This window comes from Mesorhizobium ventifaucium (assembly GCF_935822925.1).
Taxonomy (GTDB): Bacteria; Pseudomonadota; Alphaproteobacteria; order Rhizobiales; family Rhizobiaceae; genus Mesorhizobium; species Mesorhizobium ventifaucium.
The window spans coordinates 294018-318436 of record NZ_CAKXZS010000034.1 but is presented as its reverse complement, the minus strand read 5'-3'; the positions used below and the strand labels follow the sequence as shown (position 1 = coordinate 318436).

At 62.4% G+C, this 24419-nt stretch carries 22 protein-coding genes and 1 pseudogene; 11 read left to right on the top strand and 12 right to left on the bottom strand.

The window, feature by feature from the left end:
* The first annotated feature begins 662 nt into the window (after positions 1–662).
* Entirely contained in the window at positions 663–1418 is a 756-nt protein-coding gene (locus NMG70_RS26990) for a thermonuclease family protein (protein WP_254027322.1), read from the top strand.
* A gap of 134 nt (positions 1419–1552) precedes the next feature.
* Here the strand turns inward: NMG70_RS26990 and NMG70_RS26985 are convergent.
* Positions 1553–1726, bottom strand: a pseudogene (locus NMG70_RS26985) (AAA family ATPase); the annotation flags it as partial.
* A 2-nt stretch (positions 1727–1728) separates the two neighbouring features.
* Here NMG70_RS26985 and NMG70_RS26980 point away from each other — a divergent pair.
* The 4 genes from NMG70_RS26980 (at position 1729) to NMG70_RS26965 (ending at position 3371) form a co-directional block, all read left to right on the top strand.
* Positions 1729–1992 (top strand): hypothetical protein, encoded by a 264-nt coding sequence (locus NMG70_RS26980; protein WP_254027321.1) that lies wholly within the window; start codon positions 1729–1731, stop codon positions 1990–1992.
* Positions 1986–2336, top strand: a complete 351-nt coding sequence (locus NMG70_RS26975) for a hypothetical protein (RefSeq protein ID WP_254027320.1) — start codon at positions 1986–1988, stop codon at positions 2334–2336. The genes NMG70_RS26980 and NMG70_RS26975 overlap by 7 nt, the downstream gene beginning before the upstream one ends.
* 14 nt (positions 2337–2350) lie before the next feature.
* On the top strand, positions 2351–2419 hold the full coding sequence (locus NMG70_RS26970) for a hypothetical protein (RefSeq protein ID WP_254027366.1): 69 nt from the start codon (positions 2351–2353) through the stop codon (positions 2417–2419).
* 601 nt (positions 2420–3020) lie between these two features.
* Positions 3021–3371 carry a helix-turn-helix transcriptional regulator gene (locus NMG70_RS26965; RefSeq protein WP_436798464.1) on the top strand — a complete coding sequence of 117 codons (351 nt, stop codon included), beginning with the start codon at positions 3021–3023 and terminating at the stop codon, positions 3369–3371.
* Here the strand turns inward: NMG70_RS26965 and NMG70_RS26960 are convergent.
* The 5 genes from NMG70_RS26960 to NMG70_RS26940 form a co-directional block, all read right to left on the bottom strand.
* On the bottom strand, positions 3352–4605 hold the full coding sequence (locus NMG70_RS26960) for a tyrosine-type recombinase/integrase (RefSeq protein ID WP_254027319.1): 1254 nt from the start codon (positions 4603–4605) through the stop codon (positions 3352–3354). The two genes, NMG70_RS26965 and NMG70_RS26960, sit on opposite strands and share 20 nt — an antisense overlap.
* Before the next feature lie 315 nt (positions 4606–4920).
* On the bottom strand, positions 4921–6483 hold the full coding sequence (gene guaA / locus NMG70_RS26955) for a glutamine-hydrolyzing GMP synthase (protein ID WP_254027318.1): 1563 nt from the start codon (positions 6481–6483) through the stop codon (positions 4921–4923).
* 56 nt (positions 6484–6539) lie between these two features.
* Positions 6540–7205, bottom strand: a complete 666-nt coding sequence (locus tag NMG70_RS26950) for a 5'-methylthioadenosine/S-adenosylhomocysteine nucleosidase (protein WP_254027317.1) — start codon at positions 7203–7205, stop codon at positions 6540–6542.
* A 4-nt stretch (positions 7206–7209) separates the two neighbouring features.
* Positions 7210–7668: a PaaI family thioesterase gene (locus NMG70_RS26945; protein WP_254027316.1), complete on the bottom strand. Its 459-nt coding sequence runs from the start codon at positions 7666–7668 to the stop codon at positions 7210–7212.
* A gap of 97 nt (positions 7669–7765) precedes the next feature.
* A complete protein-coding gene (locus tag NMG70_RS26940; protein WP_254027315.1) occupies positions 7766–9055 on the bottom strand; it encodes an RsmB/NOP family class I SAM-dependent RNA methyltransferase in 1290 nt (429 codons plus the stop codon).
* A 292-nt stretch (positions 9056–9347) separates the two neighbouring features.
* Here NMG70_RS26940 and NMG70_RS26935 point away from each other — a divergent pair, with 292 nt between their 5' ends.
* Positions 9348–10025 carry an MIP/aquaporin family protein gene (locus tag NMG70_RS26935; RefSeq protein ID WP_254027314.1) on the top strand — a complete coding sequence of 226 codons (678 nt, stop codon included), beginning with the start codon at positions 9348–9350 and terminating at the stop codon, positions 10023–10025.
* 208 nt (positions 10026–10233) lie between these two features.
* On the opposite strand, the gene katG is transcribed toward NMG70_RS26935, so the two are convergent.
* Positions 10234–12429 carry a catalase/peroxidase HPI gene (gene katG / locus NMG70_RS26930; RefSeq protein WP_254027313.1) on the bottom strand — a complete coding sequence of 732 codons (2196 nt, stop codon included), beginning with the start codon at positions 12427–12429 and terminating at the stop codon, positions 10234–10236.
* Positions 12430–12590: 161 nt separating this feature from the next.
* On the opposite strand from katG, the gene NMG70_RS26925 reads away from it, so the two are divergent.
* The 4 genes from NMG70_RS26925 to NMG70_RS26910 all read left to right on the top strand — a co-directional run bounded on the left by NMG70_RS26925 (position 12591) and on the right by NMG70_RS26910 (position 17102).
* Positions 12591–13499: a hydrogen peroxide-inducible genes activator gene (locus tag NMG70_RS26925; RefSeq protein ID WP_254027312.1), complete on the top strand. Its 909-nt coding sequence runs from the start codon at positions 12591–12593 to the stop codon at positions 13497–13499.
* Between the two features lie 337 nt (positions 13500–13836).
* Positions 13837–14967, top strand: coding sequence for a TRAP transporter substrate-binding protein (locus tag NMG70_RS26920; protein ID WP_077379547.1), 1131 nt, complete (start codon positions 13837–13839; stop codon positions 14965–14967).
* 69 nt (positions 14968–15036) lie between these two features.
* Complete coding sequence (locus NMG70_RS26915) at positions 15037–15684, top strand: TRAP transporter small permease subunit (RefSeq protein ID WP_023800366.1); 648 nt, start codon at positions 15037–15039, stop codon at positions 15682–15684.
* On the top strand, positions 15681–17102 hold the full coding sequence (locus NMG70_RS26910; RefSeq protein WP_254027311.1) for a TRAP transporter large permease: 1422 nt from the start codon (positions 15681–15683) through the stop codon (positions 17100–17102). Before NMG70_RS26915 ends, NMG70_RS26910 begins: the two co-directional genes overlap by 4 nt.
* A gap of 255 nt (positions 17103–17357) precedes the next feature.
* Here the strand turns inward: NMG70_RS26910 and NMG70_RS26905 are convergent, their stop codons facing one another.
* The 4 genes from NMG70_RS26905 to hisS all read right to left on the bottom strand — a co-directional run bounded on the left by NMG70_RS26905 (position 17358) and on the right by hisS (position 23006).
* Positions 17358–19130 carry an AMP-binding protein gene (locus NMG70_RS26905; RefSeq protein WP_254027310.1) on the bottom strand — a complete coding sequence of 591 codons (1773 nt, stop codon included), beginning with the start codon at positions 19128–19130 and terminating at the stop codon, positions 17358–17360.
* Between the two features lie 196 nt (positions 19131–19326).
* On the bottom strand, positions 19327–20028 hold the full coding sequence (gene hisG, locus NMG70_RS26900; protein WP_254027309.1) for an ATP phosphoribosyltransferase: 702 nt from the start codon (positions 20026–20028) through the stop codon (positions 19327–19329).
* Positions 20025–21146 carry an ATP phosphoribosyltransferase regulatory subunit gene (locus NMG70_RS26895; RefSeq protein WP_254027308.1) on the bottom strand — a complete coding sequence of 374 codons (1122 nt, stop codon included), beginning with the start codon at positions 21144–21146 and terminating at the stop codon, positions 20025–20027. The genes hisG and NMG70_RS26895 overlap by 4 nt, the downstream gene beginning before the upstream one ends.
* Positions 21147–21425: 279 nt before the next feature.
* On the bottom strand, positions 21426–23006 hold the full coding sequence (gene hisS / locus NMG70_RS26890) for a histidine--tRNA ligase (protein WP_254027307.1): 1581 nt from the start codon (positions 23004–23006) through the stop codon (positions 21426–21428).
* A 445-nt stretch (positions 23007–23451) separates the two neighbouring features.
* Between hisS and NMG70_RS26885 the strand changes: the two genes are divergently transcribed.
* Positions 23452–23706, top strand: coding sequence for a hypothetical protein (locus tag NMG70_RS26885; protein WP_254027306.1), 255 nt, complete (start codon positions 23452–23454; stop codon positions 23704–23706).
* Between the two features lie 14 nt (positions 23707–23720).
* Here the strand turns inward: NMG70_RS26885 and NMG70_RS26880 are convergent, their stop codons facing one another.
* Positions 23721–24356: a DNA-3-methyladenine glycosylase I gene (locus NMG70_RS26880; RefSeq protein WP_254027305.1), complete on the bottom strand. Its 636-nt coding sequence runs from the start codon at positions 24354–24356 to the stop codon at positions 23721–23723.
* Positions 24357–24419 lie beyond the last annotated feature (63 nt).

Sequence of the window (24419 nt, the reverse complement as noted above, 5' to 3'; positions counted from 1 at the left end):
CATGGCCCAATGCATTCAGCACGAGTCCGTTACCTCTCGCGGCAGAGCTTCTGCCAGAACGAATGCCGCTTTAGCCAACATGCAAAACAGTCAGCCGAAAAGAACGACTTGCAACCGCTTCGGCAACACGGTGAACTGCACGAAGTTCTGATATTCCGCCCCCATTGCGAACGCTCGACGGCAAATGTTGGCGCGGTCTATGATTCGTCTCTCCAGATCACCCGCCGCCCCGAGGCACGCTTCAGGGCGCTTAGGAGCATTCATGAGATGCCCCTATTCAAAGCGCCTGAGAAGTGCTTTGTTTAGGCGTCACCTGGGGAGGGGCCATGAAAACGTTCACAACCATCTGCGTTGTTGCGCTCGCCATTCTGGCGGGAGCGGTATTCTCTTACGCGCATGGCGGAGGCTGTCGGAAAAGTTCTCCGCCTGGCCAGTGCTGCCATATGGACAACAGCGCCGGTAGCGTCCACTGCCATTGACGACCGAGCCTCTGCGGTAAAGCCCCCGCGCAGGCTGGACTCTCGCCCGCAATGGAAGCATTCTTTCTTTCGGGAGAAGGGGGCGTGGGCAAAGGCCACCGATATCAGGGTGCCAATCAGGCTAACCGGTGGCGAAGGCGCGTCGGCAGTAGAATGCCGTCACGGAAGCTGCCGCGACCGCTCTTGGGGCTGATCTTCCTCGGCGTCGCCACGCTTGCCGCCGCAGTCACCCAATTCGTAATACGGAGCACCGCAAGCCTCCAGACCAGGGTAACAAACTGGACAGAGCCGCTGCCTGGTTCGATGGAAGGCCACGCCTCCGTGATTGATGGCGACACGGTAGAGATTGCAGGCCAGCGCATTCGCTTCAATGGCATCGATGCGCCAGAGAGCCGGCAATACTGCGACGACGCGAAGGGCTTCGATTATCCATGCGGGCGCCGCGCTGCCCAAGCCTTGGACGAGTTCCTGGCAGCTTCGCGACCACTGCATTGCAGTTTTGTCGATCGTGATCGGTACGGGCGTCTTGTCGGGAACTGCAATCGCGCCGACGGCCGAAGCGTTCAGAAATGGCTCGTTGAAGTAGGCCTCGCTCTAGATTGGCCTCGCTATTCGAACGGGGCATTCGCCGCTGAGCAAGTCTCAGCCAAGGTCGCGCATCGCGGCGTGTGGCAAGGTAGATTCGATCCTCCGTGGGACTGGCGGGCTGCGAACCCCGACAGAGTCGAGACCGTCAGCGAGCAATCGACCGGCTTCGGTCTTCTCGGCTCCGGTTGCAAAGTCAAAGGCAACATCAGCGTGAACTCGGGTGAGCATATCTACCATCTGCCGGGCCAAGAGTATTTCGACGAGACAGTGATCACGCCGAGCAAAGGCGAGCGCTGGTTCTGCAGCGAGGCCGAGGCGCGCGCGGCCGGCTGGCGACGATCAAAACGGTAACGACCATGGATGCATCGTACCCAGGAGAAAATGCCAAAGCTAGCGACCTTTTGCGGCTCGCCAGTGAGTATCGTGTCAATGCCGCTTGAATTTTCCCCAAAAGTGCCGAAGTAAAATTCTCCCAGTTTCGCCGCTCAGGCTATCGCGGAGGGGTGTCCATTTTTCGGTGGCCGGCCGCGCGGCCGCGATGGTGGATTTAGCGTCGGCGGCGTGATGGAGGCTTTTGATCGCAGGTGTTCGGGCATGAGCTCGGCGTGCTGGCGGAGCCGATAGCTCGATCCTTCGATCTGGACGACAACCGGCATGTGTCGTGGCGATGGAAGCGTGCGGCAGCTCCCACTACTGGGCCCGTCAGATGGCTCGGCTTGGCCATGAGCCAAGACTGATTGCCCCCGCCTATGTCAAACCGTTCGTCAAGCGGCAGAAGAACAACGTCGCAGATGCGGAGGCGATCGTCGAAGCAGCGCAACGACCGACAATGCGCTTTGTCGAACCGAAGACCAAGGAGCAGCAGTCCCGGGCTATCGTGTTTCGCACTAGAGAGCAGTTCGTGATCAGAGAACCGAATTGGTGAATGCGTTGCGCGCGCACCTCTATGAGTTCGGTTATGTTGCTCCCCAAGGCATCGGCCACCTGCCACGTCTGGCAGAGATCGTCGAGGACGAGAGCGCAGACCTGCCGGATCTGGTCCGCTACATTTGCAGCGCTCTCCTTGACCAGATCGAACAGTTGAGCAGTCGGCTCGCGGCATTGAAGAAGACGATCGACACGCTGTCCAAGCAAGCTGCAACATCTCGGCGCTTGCAAACCATGCCCGGTGTCGGCCCTATCGCTGCCCTTGCCGTTGAAACCTTTGCGCCGCCGATGGAGGCCTTCAAGTGCGGTCGCGATTTCCGAGCGGCGGCAAGCAACGACTAGGGAAGCTATCGAAGATGGGCCAGCGCGATATTCGGCGGTTGCTCATCATCGGCGCCATGGCCGTGGTTCGATGGGCATCTTGAAGGCGCGCGTCCGACGGTCCCTGGCGTGACCGCTTGATGTTGAAGAAACCGCGTATGCTGGTAGCAATCGCGCTGGGCCAACAAGATGGCGCGTGGCATCTGGGCCATGCTGACGAAACAGAGGACTACCGGGATCCGGCGACGGTGCCTGCGTGATTTGCAACAACGCACCTGAGACCGGGACGTCGGCGATGTGAGGAAGGCACGAACTGCATGGGCAAATGATCGATCAGATCGGGGTCAGGAAAACCAGAGTCAAGTTGAGAGCCCACGCAAGGTCGCTTTGCTGATTTGGACTTGATCCGCGCATCACCATACCGGCCCGCGGCATATGGAACGGCCGCAAATCAAGGCCTGACACATGACCGCACTCGATCACATGCCCAATGCTTCAGGTTCTTCCTTGCAAAACGGCTGGCATCCACACAAGAACTTGACGCATACAACCGATTCCAGTCGTTCCAGACACTATCTCTAATGGGGCGCGCCTTTGAGTTTCCCTCGTTCGTAGGTGAGGAGATGTGGTCGCAAGTGATGGCTGTACGCGATCCCGGAAAGTTGCGCGAAGTTTGGCCAGCAAGGCAACCCTCCCGGGTACGAAATGGTCAAACCGCAGCAGTCTCCAGAGGTGGATAAATTCAAAATTGAGCAGCCTAGCCCATTGGCGGTTCTGCCACACATTGGGTCGCGTCGGGTCGTGCGAACTGTTCGCCGGTCACAGCTGCGAGAAATTGTCCCTTTATCGGACACGACCATTTACGAGATGGAGCAACGTGGCGAGTTCCCACGACGCTTCAATCTAACCCCTCGCTGTGTTGTTTGGGATCTAGCAGAGGTCGAGGCCTGGGTTCAGGCAAGGCGAAACGCGTCGACTGCCGGCACGATCGAAATTGCCCCAGGTCCAGACGTGCGGTCGCGAAAGACGAGACCTGTCAAATCGGATCGAGGATGATCGCCGCCCCGGCAGCCGGCTGGAGTACGGGCGTGTGCTTCTTGCCCGCCGCCCATGCCTCAACCATGTCCGCCCATTCCTGCAGTATATGACGACGCTGCGGCTCATATTCAGCCTTGTTATAAACACCGCGCGAGGTACGGCTGTCTTCGTGGGCAAGGCATTTTTCGATCCAGTCGCGATTGAATCCGATCTCGTTTAGGAGTGTCGAGCCGGTCCGCCGTAGGTCGTGCACTGTAAAGGGCGCAAGCGGCAATACTTGTTTTTTTGCGCGGTCGACAATGGCCATGGTGACCCGATTGAAGGTGGCGCGCGACATGGGTTCGTCGGCGTCATAGCGAGATGGCAGCACGTATCGCGAGTTCGCTGCGCAAGTCTTGAGCGCAATCAGGATATCGAGGGATTGGCGGGACAGGTAGACGTTATGCGGCTTTTTCCGTTTCATTCGCTCTTTGGGAATGCTCCAAACAGCGTTCTCAAAATCGACCTCGTCCCACGTCGCGTCCAGCAGCTCACCCTTTCGAACCATCGTGAGCAGGATCAGCTTTAGGCCGAGCCGTATCGTCGGCAACGTTGGCACATTTTCCAACTCGTTCAGCATGATTCGGATTTCTGCGGGGGACAATGCTCGGTCTTTTGCCTCGAACGTGGCAATCGAGGCCGGCCCTACCTCGTCCGCTGGATTGGGAATCTTCCCGCCGTGCAGAATGGCATGACCATAGATCTGCTTAACAATCTCCCGGACATGGATGGCTGTTGCCGGCGCGCCGCGGTCGCGCACCTTTGCGCAGAGCGCCCGCAAGTCGTCAGCTGTTATTTCTGTGAGGAGCCTTTTGTCCCATATGGACAAGATGTCTCGATCGAAGATGGCCTTGCGCATTGAGCGCGTGCTATCCGCCATCTTGGCCTCCTTAAACCAGCCCCGGCCGGCATCGCCGAAGGTGGCCATTGCAGACAGGCGCCGCTTTTCACGCTGCTTTTCATGCGCCGGCGATTGTCCGGCTGCCACCATTTTCCGAGCGGCAATGCAGCGGTCGCGCGCCTCTGCTAGCGAGATGCCACCCTCACCATAGCGGCCCAGCGTGACTGTCTCTCGCCGACCATTCATTCGGTAGTCGTATCGGAACGAGATCTGTCCTGCGGGGGACACCGTGGCGTACATACCGTCACGATCAGCGACCTTGTAAATTTTGTCTTTTGGTTTCAGCTTCTTAAGTGCAATGTCAGTGAGCATGGCGAGGACAAACTAAGTGCGTTTCCACATACCAGCGCCGGATTTTACCGTCATCGATTTTACCGTCAAGGCCCGACCATATCGTCGAAAATTCAATGGCTTACCTGAAGATTAACTAAAGTACTAGGAAGCGAGGTCGTGACGGTACTAGCTTCAAGGGAGGATGATGAGAGAAGGGATGCCGTCAGGCTTACCGCCAAATGATTCCGCTTGTGGGCGATAGTCAGCGATAGGCAAAGAGAGTAAAACGATTCTAATTCAACGAGTTAACTGTATGCAGCCGATAGCCACCAAATGCTGGCGAACGACCGAGCTTTATTCCCACTCGATTGTTCCCGGCGGCTTGCTCGTCACGTCGTAGACGACGCGGTTGATGCCGCGCACCTCGTTGATGATGCGGGTGGCGGCGGCGCCGAGGAACGCCATGTCGTAGTGGTAGAAATCCGCCGTCATGCCGTCGACCGAGGTGACGGCGCGCAGCGCGCAGACGAATTCATAGGTGCGGCCGTCGCCCATCACGCCGACGGTCTGCACCGGCAGCAGCACGGCAAAGGCCTGCCAGATGGCGTCGTAGAGGCCGGCCTTGCGGATCTCGTCGAGATAGATGGCATCGGCCTCGCGCAGGATCTCCAGCTTTTCGCGGGTGATGCCGCCCGGGCAGCGGATGGCAAGACCGGGTCCGGGAAACGGGTGCCGGCCGATGAAGCTGTCGGGCAGGCCGAGCTCCTTGCCGAGCACCCTGACCTCGTCCTTGAAAAGTTCGCGCAGCGGCTCGACCAGCTGCATGTTCATGCGCTCGGGCAGGCCGCCGACATTGTGGTGCGACTTGATCGTCACCGACGGGCCGCCGGTGAAGGAGACGCTTTCGATGACGTCGGGATAGAGCGTGCCCTGCGCCAGGAAATCGGCGCCGCCGAGCTTCTCGGCCTCTTCCTCGAACACCTCGATGAACAGCCGGCCGATGGTCTTGCGCTTCTTTTCCGGGTCCGACTCGCCCTCGAGCGCGCCAATAAAGCGGTCCGAGGCGTCGACCAGGATGAGCGGCAGATTGTAGTGCTGGCGAAACATCTCCACCACGCCTGATGCCTCGTCCTTGCGCATCAGCCCATGGTCGACAAGGATGCAGGTGAGCTGGTCGCCGACCGCCTCGTGGATCAGCAGTGCGGCGACCGAGGAATCGACGCCACCCGAAAGCGCGCAGATGACCTTGCCCTTGCCGACCTGCTTGCGGATCGTCTCGACGGCGTGCTCGCGGTAGGCGCGCATCGTCCAGTCGCCCTCGATGCCGGCGATCTTGTGGACGAAGTTTTGCAGCAGCCGGGCGCCGTCCGGCGTGTGCACCACTTCGGGGTGGAACATGATGCCGTACATCTTGCGCTCGACATTGCCGAAGATGGCGAAGGGCGAGCCTTCCGATTTGCCGAACACCTCAAATCCCTTGGGCAGGGAGATGACGCGGTCGCCATGGCTCATCCACACCTGGTGGCGCTGGCCGGGCGCCCACAGGCCCTCGAACAGCGGGCTGTCCTTCTGGATCTCGACGAAGGCGCGGCCGAATTCGCGATGGTCGGAGCTTTCGGCGATGCCGCCCATCTGCACACACATGGCCATCTGGCCGTAGCAGATGCCGAGCACCGGCACGCCGGCGTCGAAGACGATCTGCGGCGCGCGCGGGCTGCCGATGTCGCCGGTCGAGGCCGGGCCGCCGGAGAGGATCACCGCCTTCGGATTGATGCGCCTGAACGCGGCTTCGGCCGACTGGAACGGCACGATCTCGGAAAAGACGCCGGCCTCGCGGATACGCCTGGCGATGAGCTGCGTGAACTGGCTGCCGAAATCGACAATCAGGACGGTGTCGGGATGATTGGCTATCTTCATGGCGAGCGTTTAGAGAAAGAAACGAGTCGGCGCAATGGGTTGCGAGGACGTCTGTCTCAATCCGATTCCGCGTCTTCATGCGATGGTCCGAGTTCCAGGACGCCTGTCCCGATCGCCTGTTCGAGCCGCGTCACCGCATCCGCCAGCTTCTCGTCGATGACATGGAGATACTCCTTCCAGTCGCCGACATGCCTGAGATCGGCAGCCCCGTCGGAAATACCGCGCAGGCCGACGAGCGGCACGCCAAACAATTGGCAGGCTCGCAGGCAGGCAAAAGTCTCCATATCGACCATGTCCTCGCCAATTGCATCATAGGCGCTGCCGGAGATGATCGCCGCGCCGGTCGACAGCGTCGCCTCGTTTATGCCTGGAATCCTGAACGGCAGCGGCACGGTCACCGGCAGGTTGAGAAACGGCGTCGCGCCCTTCTCGAAACCCAAAGGCGAGGCGTCGATGTCGCGGTAGGCAACCGAAACGGCCTGGTAGATTTGCGTCTGTTCCAGTGTCCGACTGCCGGCCGAGCCGAGCGACACGACGAGATCCGGCAGCGCCTTTTCAGATTTGAGCCATGACAGTTCGGCGCCCAGTCTGACGCCGGCCTCGACCGGCCCCACCCCTGTCATTACAGGCGTGAACAGCCGCTGCAGATGCGGCCCGTATTCGGCCTGCGCCGCCATCACGAAGAGGACGTCCCTGCCGGCAATTCTGACGGCCTTGCGCATCGGATCAGCCTTCGATGCCATCGCGACCGACCACCGTCATCATCGTTCCGGTCATCGTGGCGATCAGCTTGGCCTCGCCGTCGACAGCGAAGGCATAGGCCTGGCCGTCGGCGACGATGATGGTGCGGCCGGGCTTCGTCACCGAGCCGCGGAACAGGAAGCGCTCGCCCCGGCCCGGCGCCAGCAGATTGACCTTGAACTCGATGGTCAGGACACTGGAGCTTTCCGGCATCAGCGAGAACGCGGCATAGCCGCAGGCCGAGTCCAGCGCCGTCGAAATGACGCCGGCATGGAGAAAGCCATGCTGCTGGGTCAGCGCCACCGAATACGGCATCTCGATCTCGATGATGCCCGGCGTCACCAGCGTCAACTCGGCGCCGATGGTCGTCATGGCGTTCTGGCGCGCGAAGGAAGCCCTGACGCGATCCTCATAGTTGGGGGCGGGTACGATCTCTGCTGCCATGGCTTGTCACGCTCCTGTCAGAAAAGCTTATTGCAGAGGCATGAGCGACAGGCAATCGCTATTGCTGCACTGCAGCAATCAAGCTCGCCGGGTATGTTCAGCCGCCCTTGCGCAGCGCACAGACATAAAACCCGTCGGTACCGCTCAGCGCCGGCGACAGCGAAATGCCGCCTGCGGCGCCGACACGCGCGGCCGCCTCGTGGCCGGGAAAGCGGCTGTCCCAGAGCCGGCGATGATCAATCGGGACAAAGCCGCTGTTACGCTCCCGGAAGGCAGCGACCTGCTCGCCATTCTCCTCGTCGAACACCGAGCAGGTGATGTAGACCAGCAGCCCGCCGGGTTTGACGAAGGCTTTGGCGGCATCGAGGATCGCCGATTGCTCGCCCTTGCGTGCATCGAGCTGCTTCTGCGTCAGCCGCCATTTGGCATCGGGCCGGCGCCGCCAGGTGCCGCTGCCGGTGCAGGGCGCGTCGACCAGGACGATTTCCATGTGGCCAGAGAGGGCGCTGAGTTCCGCCGGCTTGGTGACGATTTGCACGTTGCGGTTTTCGGAGCGGCGGATGCGGTCGAAGATCGGCGCCAGCCGCGCCTTTTCGGCATCATGGGCAAACACCTGGCCGCGATTGTCCATCGCCGCCGACAGGGCCAGCGTCTTGCCGCCGGCTCCTGCGCAAAAGTCGAGGACCTGCATCCCGGCCTCGGCGCCAGCCAGCGTGGCGGCGATCTGCGAGCCTTCGTCCTGAACCTCGAACCAGCCTTTCTGGAAAGCCGGTTCGGCCTGCACGTTCGGGTGCCTGCCGTCGCCCGCGATCGGCGGGATGCGGATGCCGTGCGGCGCAATTCGTGCAGCCCTGGCGCCGGTCTCGGCCAGTTCGGCGAGCACCTTGTTGCGATCGGCCTTCAGCGTGTTGACCCTGAGGTCCAGCGGCGGGCGGGTCGCCAGCGCCGCACCTTCGTCGACCCAGCTGGCGCCGAAGGCCTGCTCGAAAAGCGGTTCGCACCAATCCGGAATATCGGCCCGCACCGCCGGCGGGGCATCGTCGACCCGGCGGTCAGCGATGGCCTTCAGTTCATCTTCGTTCAACGGCGGCGGCGCAAACTTGTCACCGTAGAGCGCTTCATTCAGCGACTGCGCCGTCTGGTTCCATTCAAGCAGCAGCGCGCCAAAACCGATGGCGCGCGGCGCATCTTCGCCCAACAGCCAGCCGGCCGAGCGCTTTCGGCGCAGCGCGTCGTAGACAATGTTGCCGATCGCGGCGCGATCGCCGCCGCCGGCGAAGCGGTGCGACAGGCCCCAATCCTTCAGCGCATCGGCCACCGGCCGGTGCCGCCGGCCGATATCTTCCAGCACTTCGATGGCCGCTGCCAGCCGTCCGCCCAGTCGCATCTTGGTATCCGTTACTCAGCAAATCAATTCCGGGGTCCTGCTCTAAAGCGCGCGGCCGGCGCGCACAAGCGGTGAGAGTCCTAGAGAAATCTTAGAGGCAGAGAGCACTCGCTTCAGGCTTGTGCCGCCCTCACCCTCACCCCCGTGAGAATGCCAGATCGAACGCAGCTCTGTTGGCATCGGCGACCCTCGCATTGCTATGCTTTCAAACTTTTGAAGTTGCGATAGTCTTCCGCTGCGTGATTCGCCAAGAACTGCAAGCGAATCTACGGGAAATTACAAGGAGAGGGCGATGAAGACTTATCTGGCGGAAGTTCTAGGCACATTTCTACTGGTGTTCATCGGCACGGCTTCGGTGGTGACGGGCGGCTTCGGCGGCGCGCTGCCGCTCGGCCAGGAAGGCATCGGACTGGCATTCGGCATCGGCCTGATCGCGGCGGCCTATGCGATCGGCCCGATCTCGGGCGCGCATCTCAACCCGGCGGTGACGCTCGGCGTCTTCCTTGCCGGCCGGATGCAGGCCAAGGACGTCATCCCGTACTGGATCGCACAGACCATCGGCGCCATCATTGCGTCGCTGGCGCTGTGGATCATCGTCTCCGGACAGGTCGGCGGCCACACCGGCGGCTTCGGCGCCAATGGCTGGGATGCGACAAAGTGGGGTGTCAGCTCGGCGTTCCTGTGGGAGTTGATCGGAACCTTCACCTTCGTCACGGTGATCCTCGGCGTCACCAGCGTTAGCCACGCGACGGCCTTTGCCGGCCTCGTCATCGGCCTGACGCTGACGGGACTGCATTTCGCCATCATTCCGGTGACCGGCACGTCGCTCAATCCGGCCCGCTCGATCGGCCCGGCGCTGTTTTCGGGAAGTGCGGCGATCGGCCAGCTCTGGCTGTTCATCGTCGCACCGCTGATCGGCGGCGCCATCGCCGGAGTGGTCGCCAAGACGCGCATCTTCGAGAAGGACTGAAGGCCGAAGGGCTGAATCAGAAAGGCGCGGGCCTGGCCCGCGCCTTTCTTGTTGAGACTCGAAAAACTTAACGCAGGCGGACCGATACCCGCTCCGGACTTTGGCGCTAGAGCCCCATCCAGATGGAATCGAGATGGGGCTCTGTCGTTTTGTTTGAGCATGATCTTTTCCGAAAACCGGATTCCACTTTCGGGATCACGCTCCTGGATCAGGCGAGTTCGAAGCGATCGGCGTTCATCACCTTGTTCCACGCCACCACGAAGTCATTGGCAAATTTCTCCTTCGCGTCCGCGGTCGCATAGACTTCCGCCAGGGCGCGCAGCTGGGAATGCGAACCGAAGATGAGGTCGACGCGGGTCCCGCTCCACTTGAGCGCGCCTGTCGCCCGGTCGCGTCCTTCGAACAATTCCTTGGCCTCCGATGTCGACTTCCACACCGTACCCATGTCGAGCAGGTTGATGAAGAAGTCGTTGGTCAGCGTCTCAGGCCGACTGGTGAAGACGCCGTGGCTAGACTGGTCGGCGTTTGCGCCGAGCACGCGCAGCCCGCCGACGAGGACTGTCATCTCCGGCGCGGTCAGCGTCAGCAATTGCGCCCGGTCGACCAGCGCCTCCTCGGGGGACAAACGCTGCGGGCCGCGCTGATAGTTGCGGAAACCGTCGGCGATCGGTTCGAGCGGGGCAAAGGAGTCGACGTCGGTCTGCTCCTGCGAGGCATCCATGCGCCCCGGCGTGAACGGAACCTTGACGTCGTTGCCGGCGTCCTTCGCAGCCTTTTCGATGGCGGCGGCGCCGCCAATGACGATCAGGTCGGCAAGCGAGACTTTCTTGTCGCCGGACTGCGAGGCATTGAACTCCTTCTGGATCGCTTCGAGCTTCTCCAGCACCTTCGCCAGTTGAGCCGGCTGATTGACGTCCCAGTCCTTCTGTGGCGCGAGGCGAATGCGCGCGCCGTTGGCGCCGCCGCGCTTGTCGGAGCCACGGAAGGTCGAGGCGGACGCCCAGGCCGTTGAGACCAGCTGCGGCACCGAAAGGCCGGAGGCGAGAATCTTCGCCTTCAGGGCGGCCACGTCCAGCTCGTCGACCAGCACATGATCGACTGCAGGGATAGGATCCTGCCACGGCAGCTCTTCCTTGGGAACGAGCGGGCCGAGATAGCGCACGATCGGGCCCATGTCGCGGTGGGTCAGTTTGTACCACGCGCGGGCGAAGGCATCAGCGAACTGGTCCGGATTCTGATGGAAGCGCCTGGAGATCTTTTCGTAGGCAGGATCGAACCGCAGAGCGAGGTCGGTGGTCAGCATCGATGGCGCATGACGCTTTGCCGGGTTATGCGCATCGGGCACAGTGCCCGCGCCGGCGCCGCCCTTCGGCGTCCACTGGTGCGCGCCGGCCGGGCTCTTGGTCAGCTCCCATTCGAAGCCAAACAAATTGTCGAAGAAGTTGTTGCCCCATTTCGTCGGCGTCGTGGTCCACGTCACTTCCAGGCCGCTGCCGATCGCATCACCGCCTTTGCCGGTGCCAAAAGTGCTCGCCCAGCCGAGCCCCTGCTCTTCGATGCCGGCGGCCTCCGGCTCGGGGCCAACCAGCGTCGCATCGCCCGCGCCGTGGGTCTTGCCGAAGGTGTGTCCGCCGGCGATGAGCGCGACGGTCTCCTCGTCGTTCATGGCCATGCGCGCGAAGGTCTCGCGAATATCGCGCGCCGCGGCCAGTGGATCAGGATTGCCGTTCGGCCCTTCCGGGTTGACGTAGATCAGACCCATCTGCACGGCGGCGAGAGGGTTTTGCAGATCACGGTCGCCGCTGTAGCGCTCGTCGGCCAGCCACTTGCCTTCGGGGCCCCAGTAGATGTCCTGTTCGGGCTCCCAGACGTCGGCGCGCCCGCCGGCGAAACCGAAGGTCTTGAAGCCCATCGATTCCAGGGCGACGTTGCCGGTGAGAATCATCAGGTCGGCCCAGGAGATCTTGCGGCCGTATTTCTGCTTGATCGGCCACAGCAGCCGGCGGGCCTTGTCGAGATTGACGTTATCCGGCCAGCTGTTGAGCGGCGCGAAGCGCTGCTGGCCGGCTCCGGCACCGCCGCGGCCGTCGCCAATGCGGTAGGTGCCGGCGCTGTGCCAGGCCATGCGGATGAACAGCGGCCCGTAATGGCCAAAGTCGGCCGGCCACCACCCCTGCGAGTCTGTCATCAGGGCATGCAAGTCCTTGATCACGGCGTTCAGGTCGAGACTTTTGAACTCCTTGGCGTAATCGAATGCCTCGCCCATCGGATCGGACAGTGCGGACTGCTGGTGAAGTACCTGCACATTCAGCTGGTTCGGCCACCAATCGCGATTGGCCCTGGCAGCGGTTGCGTGCACGACCGGGCATTTTCCCGCGCTGGTGTCATCGGTCTTTGCGTCCATCGTTCTCTCCGATTTGTCGTTTTCCGGGATTGTTGATTTTCCGGGGATTTGTTGATTTCCCGGCGGGCCCTGAGCCACGCCATTCTGGAATGGTTCCAGACTAGACTCCATTTCCGATAAAAACAAATTGCCTTTCCTGTTTGTTGCGATAGGTTTTGCTTATGATAGGTCTAACCGTCCGGCAGATGCAGTATTTCGAGGCGCTGGCACAGACGCGGCATTTCGGCCGCGCCGCGAAGCTCGCCGGCGTCAGCCAGCCGGCGCTGTCCTCGCAGATCGCCGAGATGGAGTTGCGGCTGAATTGCCGGCTGTTCGAGCGCGGCGGCAAATCGGTTCGGATGACCGACGAGGCATTGGCCATGCTGCCGCGTATCGAGCGCATTCTTGCCGACATCCGCGAGATCGAGACAACGGCGCGGCGCGGCCGCCCCGCGATGGAGGGTCGCTTCCGGCTCGGCATTATCCCGACGGTCGCCCCCTATCTGCTGCCGCATGTGCTGCCGGAACTGAAACGGCATTTCCCGGCCTTGCAGCTCGAATTGCGTGAAGCGGTGACCGCGTCGCTGGTCGAGGACACCGCCCTGGGAAAGCTCGACGCCTTCATCGCGGCCCTTCCCCTCGATCAGCCCGGCCTGATCGCCGAGGCGCTTTTCTCCGACCGCTTCTTCCTTGCCGTGCCGGCCGGCGATCCGGCATTCGCCTCGCCGCCGGTGCCGCCGGAAAGCCCGGCCTTGGAAAGGCTGATGCTGCTGGAGGAAGGCCACTGCCTGCGCGAGCAGGCGCTTGCCGTGTGCGGCAGCGTGCGGCCAGTGGCAATGGCGAGCTATGGCGCGACCAGCCTGACGACGCTGCTGCAGATGGTGGCGCACGGGCTCGGCGTCACGCTCATTCCGGAAATGGCGGCAGGGCCGGCCAGCACTATCCCCGATCTGAAGATCGTTCCGTTCCAGGAGCCGATGCCGCAGCGCACGATCTGCCTCGCCTGGCGGCGCAACAAGGTCCGGCATGACGAGTGCGTCGAACTGGCCAAGATCATCCGCGGGCTGGATCAGGCGGTGCTGGCGGCCTGAGGTGGAGGATGTTGGTCAGAGAGTCCGATTGACCTCAATCTCGTTATCAAGCTGCGAGCAAGGGGCCGATGCCTCCATAAACAGGGTCCTTCCGCGGACGGCCAACCCGTCGTTACGACCGACTTGGCATGCGGCGCAGCAGTCCTACATTCGTTATGGAGGCCAGAACAGGATAAGCGCCGACTACAAAAAATCGTCGAATGCGGAAACATGTTGGCGCTTGTGCCAGACCGAGCGCCCGATGCCCGATGTCACCGGCAGCGAAACTGGTTGCGCAAGGGGCGAGTTCGCATATTCTGGTTGTGGCAGAAGCGTTTACAACAAATGGGAGGAGTAAATGTCCGACAAGAAAATCTCGCGTCGCGGGTTCCTGGAGAAGTCCACCGCCATCACAGCCGGCGCGGCTGCAGCGACGACGCTCTCGGCCCCGGCCGTACTGGCGCAGGCGCCCGTGACCATCAAGATGCAGACCTCCTGGCCTGCTTCGGACATCTGGATGGATTTCGCGCGGCTATACATAGAGCGCGTCGAAAAGATGTCGGGCGGCCGGCTGAAGTTCGAGCTCCTGCCCGCGGGTGCGGTTGTAGGCGCGTTCCAGGTGCTGGATGGCGTCAATGACGGCGTCATCGACGCCGCGCATACCGTCCCCGTCTACTGGTACGGCAAGCACAAGGCCGCGTCGCTTTTCGGAACTGGCCCTGTGTTTGGCGGCAGCGCCACCACCATGCTCGCCTGGTTCCATCAGGGCGGCGGCAAGGATCTCTACCGCGAGCTGACGCAGGAGATCATGGGCCTCAACGTGGTCGGCTTCTATGGCTTCCCGATGCCGGCGCAGCCGTTCGGCTGGTTCAAGAATCCTGTCACGACCCCCGCCGAACTGCAGGGATTCAAATATCGGACGGTGGGTCTTGCCGCCGATCTCATGCAAAACCTCGGCCTCAGCGTGGCGCAGTTGCCCGGCGGTGAAATCGTGCCGGCCATGGAGCGCGGGGTTATCGACGCCTTCGAATTCAACAATCCGTCATCCGACCTTCGCTTCGGTTCGCAGGACGTCGCCAAGAACTATATCCTGTCGTCCTATCATCAGGCGAGCGAGTCGTTCGAATTCCTGTTCAACAAGGACGTATTCGACGACCTCGACGACGATTTGAAGGCCATTCTCGAATATGGCGTGGAGGCGGCCAGCACCGCGACCACCGCAGTTGCCCTCGACAACTATTCGGCCGACTTGCAGAAACTGCAGACCGAGCACGGTGTCACTGTGCACCGCACCTCGAAGGAGATTCTCGACGCACAACTCCAGGCTTGGGACAAGATCATCCCGACGCTGGAGGCAGATGAGTTCATGAAGCGGGTGCTCGATAGCCAGCGCCAATGGGTCGAACGCGTTGTCTACTACGAGCTTATGAATTCAGCCGACCTGACACTGGCATACGAACATTACTTCCCCGGCAAGCTGAAGCTCTAATCGTGCCTCCGCTTCGGCAAATCCGGCGGTCTTGCGGACCACCGGATTGTATCTGACGGAACCCAGTAGATGCTCCGTTACATTGCGTTCGCCGATGAACTTTCGGCATGGTTTGGAAAGGTATTCGCCTGGAGCGTCGTCGTCATGACGCTCGGCGTGAGCTATGAGGTCGTCGTGCGATACTTGTTCAGCGCGCCGACTGCGTGGGCATTCGACCTCAGCTACATGCTCTACGGCACCATGTTCATGATGGCCGGCGCTTACACCTTGTCGCGAGACGGGCATGTGCGCGGCGATTTCATCTACCGTCTGTGGAGGCCGCGCGTGCAAGCGGCGGTCGAACTTGTCCTCTACTTCATTTTCTTCTTCCCGGGCGTCACGGCGCTGATTCTGGCCGGCTGGAAGTATGCCGCACGCAGCTTCCGCTATCTCGAAGTAAGCTCGAACAGCCCGGCCGGGATTCCGATCTTCCAGTTCAAGGCCGTCATCGTGGCGGCAGGCATCCTGCTCTTCGTGCAGGGGATTGCACAGGTGTTCCGCTGCGTCGTCTGTCTACGAACCGGAACATGGCCGCGCGCGGCTGAAGACGTGGAAGAGACCGAGAAAGTGCTGATGGAAGCCAAGACGCTCGATGTTCTGCATCACGGTTCGGAAGCAGTCGACCTCCCATTCCTCCACCCCGACAATCAACCAGACCGCGACGGAGAAGACAGATGAGCGATCCTCAGGTCGCCGTCGCGATGCTGCTCATTCTGGTTCTGGCGATCTTCCTTGGCTTCCCGGTTGCGTTCACTTTGATGGCGCTTGGGGTCGCCTTTGGCTACTACGCTTATTTAAATCCGGGACGGATGTGGCGCGCCTACGAACGGGCGGTTGAGGATGGCGCCGACGGCTGGACGCTTACGGAGCATTGGATCGGCGGCTTCTTCAACAACCGAATTTTCGATCTGTTTGTGAATCAGACATATTCTGTGATCTCGAACGACGTGCTGACCGCCATCCCGCTGTTCCTTTTCATGGGCTACATAGTCGAGCGGTCCAATATCATCGAGCGCCTTTTCGGCACCCTCTATATCGCCACCCGGCGCGTTCCCGGCTCCATGGCCGTCGCCGCCCTCATCACCTGCACCCTTTTCGCCACGGCCACAGGCATCGTCGGCGCGGTCGTCACACTCATGGGCCTGCTGGCGTTTCCCGCCATGCTGAAGGCGCGGTACGACATCAGCTATGCCTCGGGAGTGATCTGCGCTGGCGGAACCCTCGGCATCCTCATTCCGCCGTCCATTCTGCTCATCGTCTATGGCGCGACGGCGGGTGTTTCGGTGGTCCGTATGTATGCTGCAGCCCTGCTTCCAGGACTGCTGCTTGCCGGCCTCTATCTGATCTATGTGGTGGCGAAGGCGGTGCTGCAGCCGCAGGTGGCGCCGAAACCGACCCGAGACGAGGTAGGGCACTATTCGGCCCTGCAAATCAGCTGGATGCTGCTGACTTCCTTCGTCCCTCTGGCGGTCCTGATCCTCGCGGTGCTCGGCGCTATCCTGTTCGGCCTTGCCACGCCTTCCGAGGCTGCCGCCATCGGCGCGCTCGGCGGCGTCGTGCTGGCCGCCGCCTACCGGGCCCTGACGTGGCAACGCCTGAAGGAGTCCGTCTATTTGACGGCGCGCACGACCGCGATGGTGTGCTGGCTGTTCGTCGGCTCCGCGACCTTCGCCTCGGTCTTTGCCTATCTGGGAGGCCAGCAATTGATCAGCGATTTCGTCACCGGCCTCGACATGTCGCCGCTGATGTTTCTGATCGTCGCCCAGATCATCATCTTCATCCTGGGCTGGCCGCTGGAATGGACGGAGATTATCGTGATCTTCGTTCCGATCTTCCTGCCGCTGTTGGCGCATTTCGAGATCGATCCGCTGTTTTTCGGCGTGCTCGTCGCGGTCAACCTTCAGACGGCCTTTCTGTCGCCGCCCATGGCGATGTCGGCCTACTACCTCAAGGGCATTTCGCCGCCGCATGTTCAGCTTTCGGATATTTTCCGCGGAATGATGCCCTATATGTTGATCGTCATCCTGTGCATGGTCATCATCTACATCTTCCCGCAGATCGTGTACGGGCTGCCCAACCTGATTTACGGGGGCTGAGAGGGCGATGCTGCGGCGAGAGGACAACAGATGAATTTGAGCCGCTTCCTGGCCGTCTTGGCGTTTGTTGTCTTTCTGGCGTTTTTCGGTGTCGTAATCCGGTTCGTCCCGCATCCGGATCTAGGCGTTGCGGTCGGCATCGGCGTCCTCCTTGCGGGCTACGATCTATGGAGCCAATTGAGGTCTCGCGCGAGGTAACAGCCGGATTGGGTCGGTCGCGGAAAGCTGCATGGCTGCAGCGTCGATCAGGGCGCTTCAAGCCGTCTTCGGCGTCACCAGCCCCAGTTCGTCAATCATCGCCTCGCGCATGAGAAACTTCTGCGGCTTGCCGGTCACCGTCATCGGCAATTCGCTGCGGAAGCGGACGTAGCGCGGGATCTTGTAGTGGGCGATCTGGCCGGCGCAGAAGGCCTTGATCTCCGGCTCTGTGGCGGTCTGGCCCGGCTTGAGCACGATCCAGGCACAAAGCTCCTCGCCAAATTTCGGATCGGGGATGCCGAACACCTGCACTTCCCTGATCTTGGGGTGGCGGTAGAGAAATTCCTCGACCTCGCGTGGATAGACGTTCTCGCCGCCGCGGATGACCATATCCTTGACCCGGCCGACGATGTTGCAATAACCCTCGGCGTCGATAGTGGCGAGGTCGCCGGTGTGCATCCAGCCGTCGCGGTCGATCGCCTCGCGGGTTTTTTCCTCGTCGTCCCAATAGCCCTTCATCACCGAATAGCCGCGCGTGCAGAGTTCGCCCGGCGCGCCGACCGCAACAGTCGCGCCGTCGGCATCGATCGCCTTGACCTCGACATGGGGATGGACGCGGCCGACGGTCGAGACGCGCTTTTCCAGCGGGTCGTCGACGCTGCTCTGGAACGATACCGGGCTGGTCTCGGTCATGCCATAGGCGATTGTCACCTCCGCCATGTGCATCAGCGACACCACCTTCTTCATCACCTCGATCGGGCACGGCGAGCCGGCCATGATGCCAGTGCGCAGGCTGGTGAGATCGAAGGACTGGAAATCCGGGTGATCGAGCAGGCCGACGAACATGGTCGGCACACCGTAGAGAGCGGTGCAGCGCTCTGCTGCCATCGCTTTCAGCGTGGCGCCGGCATCGAACCCCTCGCCCGGGAAAACCATCGTTGCGCCCTTGGTGACGCAGCCGATCGTGCCCATCGACATGCCGAAGCAGTGATAGAGCGGCACCGGGATGCACAGCCGGTCGTTGACGGTGAGCCTGATCGCCGAGGTGACGAAATTGCCGTTGTTGACGATGTTGTTGTGGGTCAGCGTCGCGCCCTTGGGGGCGCCTGTCGTGCCTGACGTGAACTGGATGTTGATGGCGTCGCCGGGCTTCAGCCCCTCGGAGATCCGGTCGAGGCTGTCATGCTCGTCGCGCCCGGCCATCGCCAGCACGTCGGCGAAATTGAACATGCCGGGCGAGTTCTCCTCGCCCATGCGGATGACGATTTTTAGCGCCGGCAACTTTTTCGCCTCAAGTTTGCCCGGTGTCGCAGTCGCGATCTCCGGCGCCAGTGTCTCGATCATGCCGAGATAGTCGGAGCTCTTGAATTTGACGGCTGTGACCAGCGCTCGGCAGGCGACCTTATTCAGCGCGTAGTCCAGCTCGGTCAGCCGGTAGGCCGGGTTGATGTTGACCAGGATCAGGCCGATGCGCGCGGTGGCGAATTGCGTCACCAGCCATTCCCAGCGGTTGGGCGACCAGATGCCGACGCGGTCGCCCTTTGCCAGGCCGAGCGCCAGGAAGCCTGCCGCCAGCGCGTCCACCGTGTCTGAAAGTTCGCTCCAGGTGAAGCGCTTGTCCTGGTCGACAAAGACGGCGGCATCGAGCGTACCGTATTTGCTGACGGTATCGGAAAGCAGTGCCGGGATGGTCTGTTGCAGCAGCGGCGTGGTGCGCTCGCCCGACACATGCGCCCGGCCGTCGACCGGCGCGACAAACGTGGCGTCATTGCGCGGGCGGCGGCCACGCAGGTCGGTGGCATTCTTCAACTCGTCGAGATTGATCGGCATCGCCGTCTCCTCCGCAGGCGATCGAGTCTATCAGCCTGCCAGGGTGGTGGAAATGCCGTTGATGGTTAAGGAGCGCCATCCCTCCCCCTTGAGGGGAGGGTGGACAGCCGCCGAAGGCGGATGGACGGGTGGGGTCGTTGCGGCAGTGCTCGACGCGAGACGACCCCACCCGCCTCGCTTCGCGAGGCACCCTCGCTCAATGGGGAGGGAAGGCACCCATCTTCGCCGCGATGTCGCGCAGAACAGTCTCGTCGGCCGCCGCGCGCGGCTTCCGCGATGCAACCAGGCAGGCCTGCGACCGCAGGATGACGCCGTCCGCCAAAACCTTCAGATGATTGGCGCGCAGCGTCGAGCCTGACGTGGTGATGTCGACGACGACATCGGCCAATCCCGCCGCCGGCGCGCCTTCGGTGGCGCCGAGGCTCTCGACGATGCGATAGACCTGGATGCCGTGCTTTTGCGAAAAGAACTGTTGCGTCAGCCGCCAATATTTTGTGGCGATCCTGAGCCGCCGGCCGTGGCGTTGGCGGAAATCGGCGGCGACATCGTCGAGGTCGGCCATCGTATCGACGTCGAGCCAGATGTCGGGCACCGCCACCACGACATCGGCATTGCCGAAACCGAGGCGGGCGACGATCTCCGCGCGCACCTCCCAGTCGGCGAGGTTTTCGCGCAACAGATCCTCGCCGGTGATGCCGAGGTCGACCGAGCCCTGGCCGATTTCGCCTGCGATTTCTGACGCCGACAGGAACCCCACCTCGACCGCTTCCACGCCTTCGATGCGGGCGCGGTATTTGCGCTCGTCGCCGGACAGGCTGACGGCAAGCCCGGCCTTGGCCAGCACCTCCAGCGCCTGCTGCTTGAGCCGGCCCTTCGACGGGATCGCCAGCGTGATCATTTCGCCTTCTCCCGCAGTGCTTCGATGCGGTCGAGCCAGACGGAAAAGCCGACGCCGGGGATCGGCGTTTTTGCGCCGAGCAGCGTCAGCAGCCGATCGTAGCGGCCGCCGCCGGCCAACGGCCGCTCGCCGTCTTCCGCCGCGATCTCAAAGACCAGGCCGGTGTAGTAATCGAGCGGGCGGCCGAAAGCGGCGTCGTAGCGGATTTTTGCCGTGGGCAGGCCAAGAGCTTCAATCGCCTTGGCGCGCGCTGAAAAATTCTCCAGTGCCGCGCCCAGCGAAAGCCCGGCGCCGGCCGCGAAAGTCTCGAGTGCCTGAGCGGCGCCGTCGAGCCCCACATCGATCGCCAGAAAATCCTTCAGCGCCGAAAACGCCTCGTTCGACAGCCGCACGCTGCGCAGCTCGGCCTTTTCGATCAAGCGCCGCGCAATCTCTGTCGGCGACCGGCCGGCGGACGCCGACAGACCCGCCTGCTCCATGCCGCCGGCGATATGCGAGGAAAGCGCTTCCAGATTGCAGTCGAGGACAAGGGCTGCGACCGCGCCGGCGAGTTGGCCGTTGCGCGGCGGGTTGGCGAGGTCGGCAAGCGCTGCCTCCAGCATCGCCGCCGAACCGAAGGCGCGGGCCAGCCGCATGCGCCAGCCGCGCGGCAGGCCGAGTGCGGCGAGAACCGCCTCGAAAACAGTCTGGTCGCCGAGCGTCATCGCTAGTTCCTGGCCCGGCAGCACCAGCGAAAGCAGCGCATGCGCATCGGCCAGCGATCGGGCATCGGCCTGTGCGATGTCGCCGTCGCCGAGATCCTCGATGCCGGCCTGGAAAAACTCGTTTCCCCCCTCGCGGCGCTGGCGAAACACCTCGCCGAGATAGGAATAGCGGCGCGGCGTGCCGGCCTGGCTGGCGATGTGGTCGAGGCAGACCGGGATGGTGAACTCCGGCCGCAGGCAAAGCGTCTGTCCGGTCTCGCTTTCGGTGAGGAAAATACGCCGGCGCAAATCCTCGCCGGCCATATCGAGGAACGGGTCGGCCGGCTGCAGCACCGCCACCTCGACCGCATGCGTGTTTCGCGCGGCGAAGAGCTTTGTGATGTCTGATGCGATGGCGGGGTAGCGGGAGGTCATGGCAGGCGCCCTTCCCTTCTCCCCTTGTGGGAGAAGGTGGATTGGCGCGCAGCGCCAAGACGGATGAGGGGTGCTGGACGGAGCGCGGAGGTCGGCGCTCCACGGCGCCCCCCTCTGTCCTGCCGGACATCTCCCCCACTTGGGGGGAGATCGGCAGCTTCAATGGCAGCTCCAGCCTTCCAGCGTCGGTGATTGGCGAAAACGATGACGACGGCCGATCTCCCCCCGTGTGGGGGAGATGTCCGGCAGGACAGAGGGGGGCGCGACGAAACGCGACCTCTACTTGCCACGCGCCCGCTCCTCCGCCTGCGCCGCCAGTATCTTCCTTACCTCGCCAACCAGCTCGCTTTCCGCTACGGTCACCTGAGCTGGCCGCGCCGCGCGCCATTCAGCGTTGTCCGCAATCTCCGCCGACATGCGGGCGCCCTCGATCAGGTCCTTGATCTGCACCTCGCCTTTCGCCCGCTCGTCGCCGCCCTGGATGATGGCAACCGGGCTGCCGCGGCGGTCGGCATATTTGAGCTGCGCCTTCATGCCGGCGCCGCCGAGATACATTTCGGAACGGATGCCGGCGGCGCGCAGCTCGGCCACCATCTTCTGGTAGCGGCCGAGACTTTCCGTGTCCTTGTCCATGGTGAGCACGACGACCGGCGCGATCACATCTGACGTATCGAGCTTGCCGAGGTTCTTCAGCGCCGTCATCAACCTGGAGACGCCGATGGAAAAGCCGGTCGCCGGAACCGGCTCGCCACGGAAGCGCGAGACCAACCCGTCATAGCGGCCACCGCCGCCGACCGAGCCAAAGCGCACGATTTTTCCCTCTTCATTGGGAATTTCGGCCAGCAGTTCGGCTTCGTAGACCGGGCCGGTGTAATATTCGAGGCCGCGGACGACGGCGGGGTCGATCTTTATGCGCTTCGAGCCATATCCTGCGGCTTCGCAAAGCGTGGCAATTTCCAAAAGCTCCTGAGCCCCGGCTTTACCCGTTTCGTTTCGCGCCACGCTCCATGAAATCTTCGCTCCGACAATATTGTCATAGAACAGCCTGCCATCATCTGTGACGGCCATATCCGATAGATCTCGTGTACCGACCGGTGACGTTTCGGACAGTTCGAATGCCTGTGCAGTCGCGGAAAGAACGAAAGTTTGCTGATCCTCGTCCAGGCCCGCGCCCTTGGTGAAATCACCGCTTTCGTCCTTGCGCCCTGCACCCAATAGCAAGCGCACGCCCTCGACGCCCAGCTTGTCCAGCTTGTCGATCGCCCGCAGCACCGTCAGCCTACGCCCCGCATTCTCGTCGCCGCCAAGGCCGATCGCCTCGAGCACGCCGTCGAGTACCTTGCGATTGTTGACCCTAATGACGTAGTCGCCGCGCTTGATGCCGAGCGCTTCCATCACGTCGGCCATCATCATCGCCATCTCGGCGTCCGCGGCGACGCCCGGCGTGCCGACCGTGTCGGCGTCGAACTGCATGAACTGACGGAAGCGGCCGGGGCCAGGCTTCTCGTTTCGGAACACCCAGCCGGAGCGGTAGCTGCGATAGGGTTTTGGCAGGCGCTCAAAGTTTTCAGCGACAAAACGGGCCATCGGCGCGGTCAGATCGTAGCGCAGCGACAGCCACTGGTCGTCGTCGTCCTGGAAGGAAAACACGCCTTCGTTCGGCCGATCCTGGTCGGGCAGGAACTTGCCCAGCGCGTCGGTGTATTCGATCAGCGGCTGGTCGACCGGCTCGAAGCCGTACAGCTCATAGACCGAGCGGATCGTCGCCATCATCTTCTCGACGGCGCGGATATCCTCGGCGCCGCGGTCGACAAGCCCGCGCGGCAGCCGCGCTTTCATCTTTTCCGATTTGTCGGCCATGGCATGGGTCTTTTTGCTAGGTAAAAGCTGACTTATTTGGAGTGGGCGTGTCCTAACCGATGGGGCTTGGCGCGGCAAGGGTTTGCAACCTGTCTCGCCGTGAGGAACAGTTCCGATAATGCCGCGCTGCCCCTCATCCGCCTGCCGGCAGCTTCTCCCCGTAAACGGGGAGAAGCTCGCTGGCCGCACCCTCGGCGGCCTTCCTGCAACGCTAGCAATTGGCGAAATCTTCTATAGGGCGTCCTTCTCCCCGTTTACGGGGAGAAGATGGCGGCAGCCAGATGAGGGACGGCGCAAACCGATCAGACACTGGTACCTATCGTGGCCGCCAGCCGGACTATTCCTGAAACAAACCGGGCCAAAACGAAACAATTCCGCCATAAGCGCGGCATCGTGCCGACACAATCGCAGCTGATAAAGCGCGCCGAAACAAAGGGTTCGGGGCATGACCACGGCACGGCAATTCAACATCATCGACAGCGGCCCCCGCGAGTTGCCCGCCCAGTTGCGGCCGGCCGATCACCATGCACCGAGGCCTGCAGCCCAAATGGCAGGACCATTCGAGGTGGCGGCGGACGAGCGCACAGGACCGACCATGCGCGATGCGCTGGTGACCGGCCTGCTGGTGATCTACCCAGCCCTCGCCACGGTGGCGGCCATCGTCGCCGGACTTTTTTTGGCCGGCGCCGGCGGCGCTTGAGTTTTTGAGCGCCCCTACTTCGGCCTTTTGAACGCCTTGCGCTCCGCCTCGACCTGCTCGCGGCAGACGCAGCCCTCGAGGTGGTCGTTGACCAGGCCCATGGCCTGCATGAAGGCGTAGACGGTGGTCGGGCCGACAAAGCTCCAGCCGCGCTTCTTCAGCTCCTTCGAAATCCGCACCGAGACTACCGTGGTCGGATTGGCGCGCAGATGGGCGAGATCGACGATTTCGGGCCGTTCGTCCGGGCCGGGTTCGAACTTCCAGAACCAGGCCGCCAGCGAGCCGGCCTCGTCGGCCAATTCCCGCGCGCGCTTGGCGTTGTTGATGGTCGAGACGATCTTGCCGCGGTGGCGAATGATGCCGGCATTGCCGAGCAGGCGCTCGACATCCTGTTCGGTGAAGGCGGCGATCTTGTCGATATCGAAGCCGGCGAACGCCTCGCGAAAGTTCTCGCGCTTGCGCAATATGGTCAGCCAGGACAGGCCCGACTGAAAGCCTTCGAGACAGAGCTTTTCGAACAGCCTGCGGTCGTCGGTGACCGGCCGGCCCCATTCGTGATCGTGGTAGTGCAGATAATCCGGCAGATTGCCGTGCCAGAAGCAGCGTGCGAACCCATCGGGTCCGGCGAGCAGGCCTGTCTTCTCATCCATGGCGGAATTCCATTGGTTAATGCGCCTCAGCGCTGCCTTTACCGCGGCTTTACCAGATTCCTG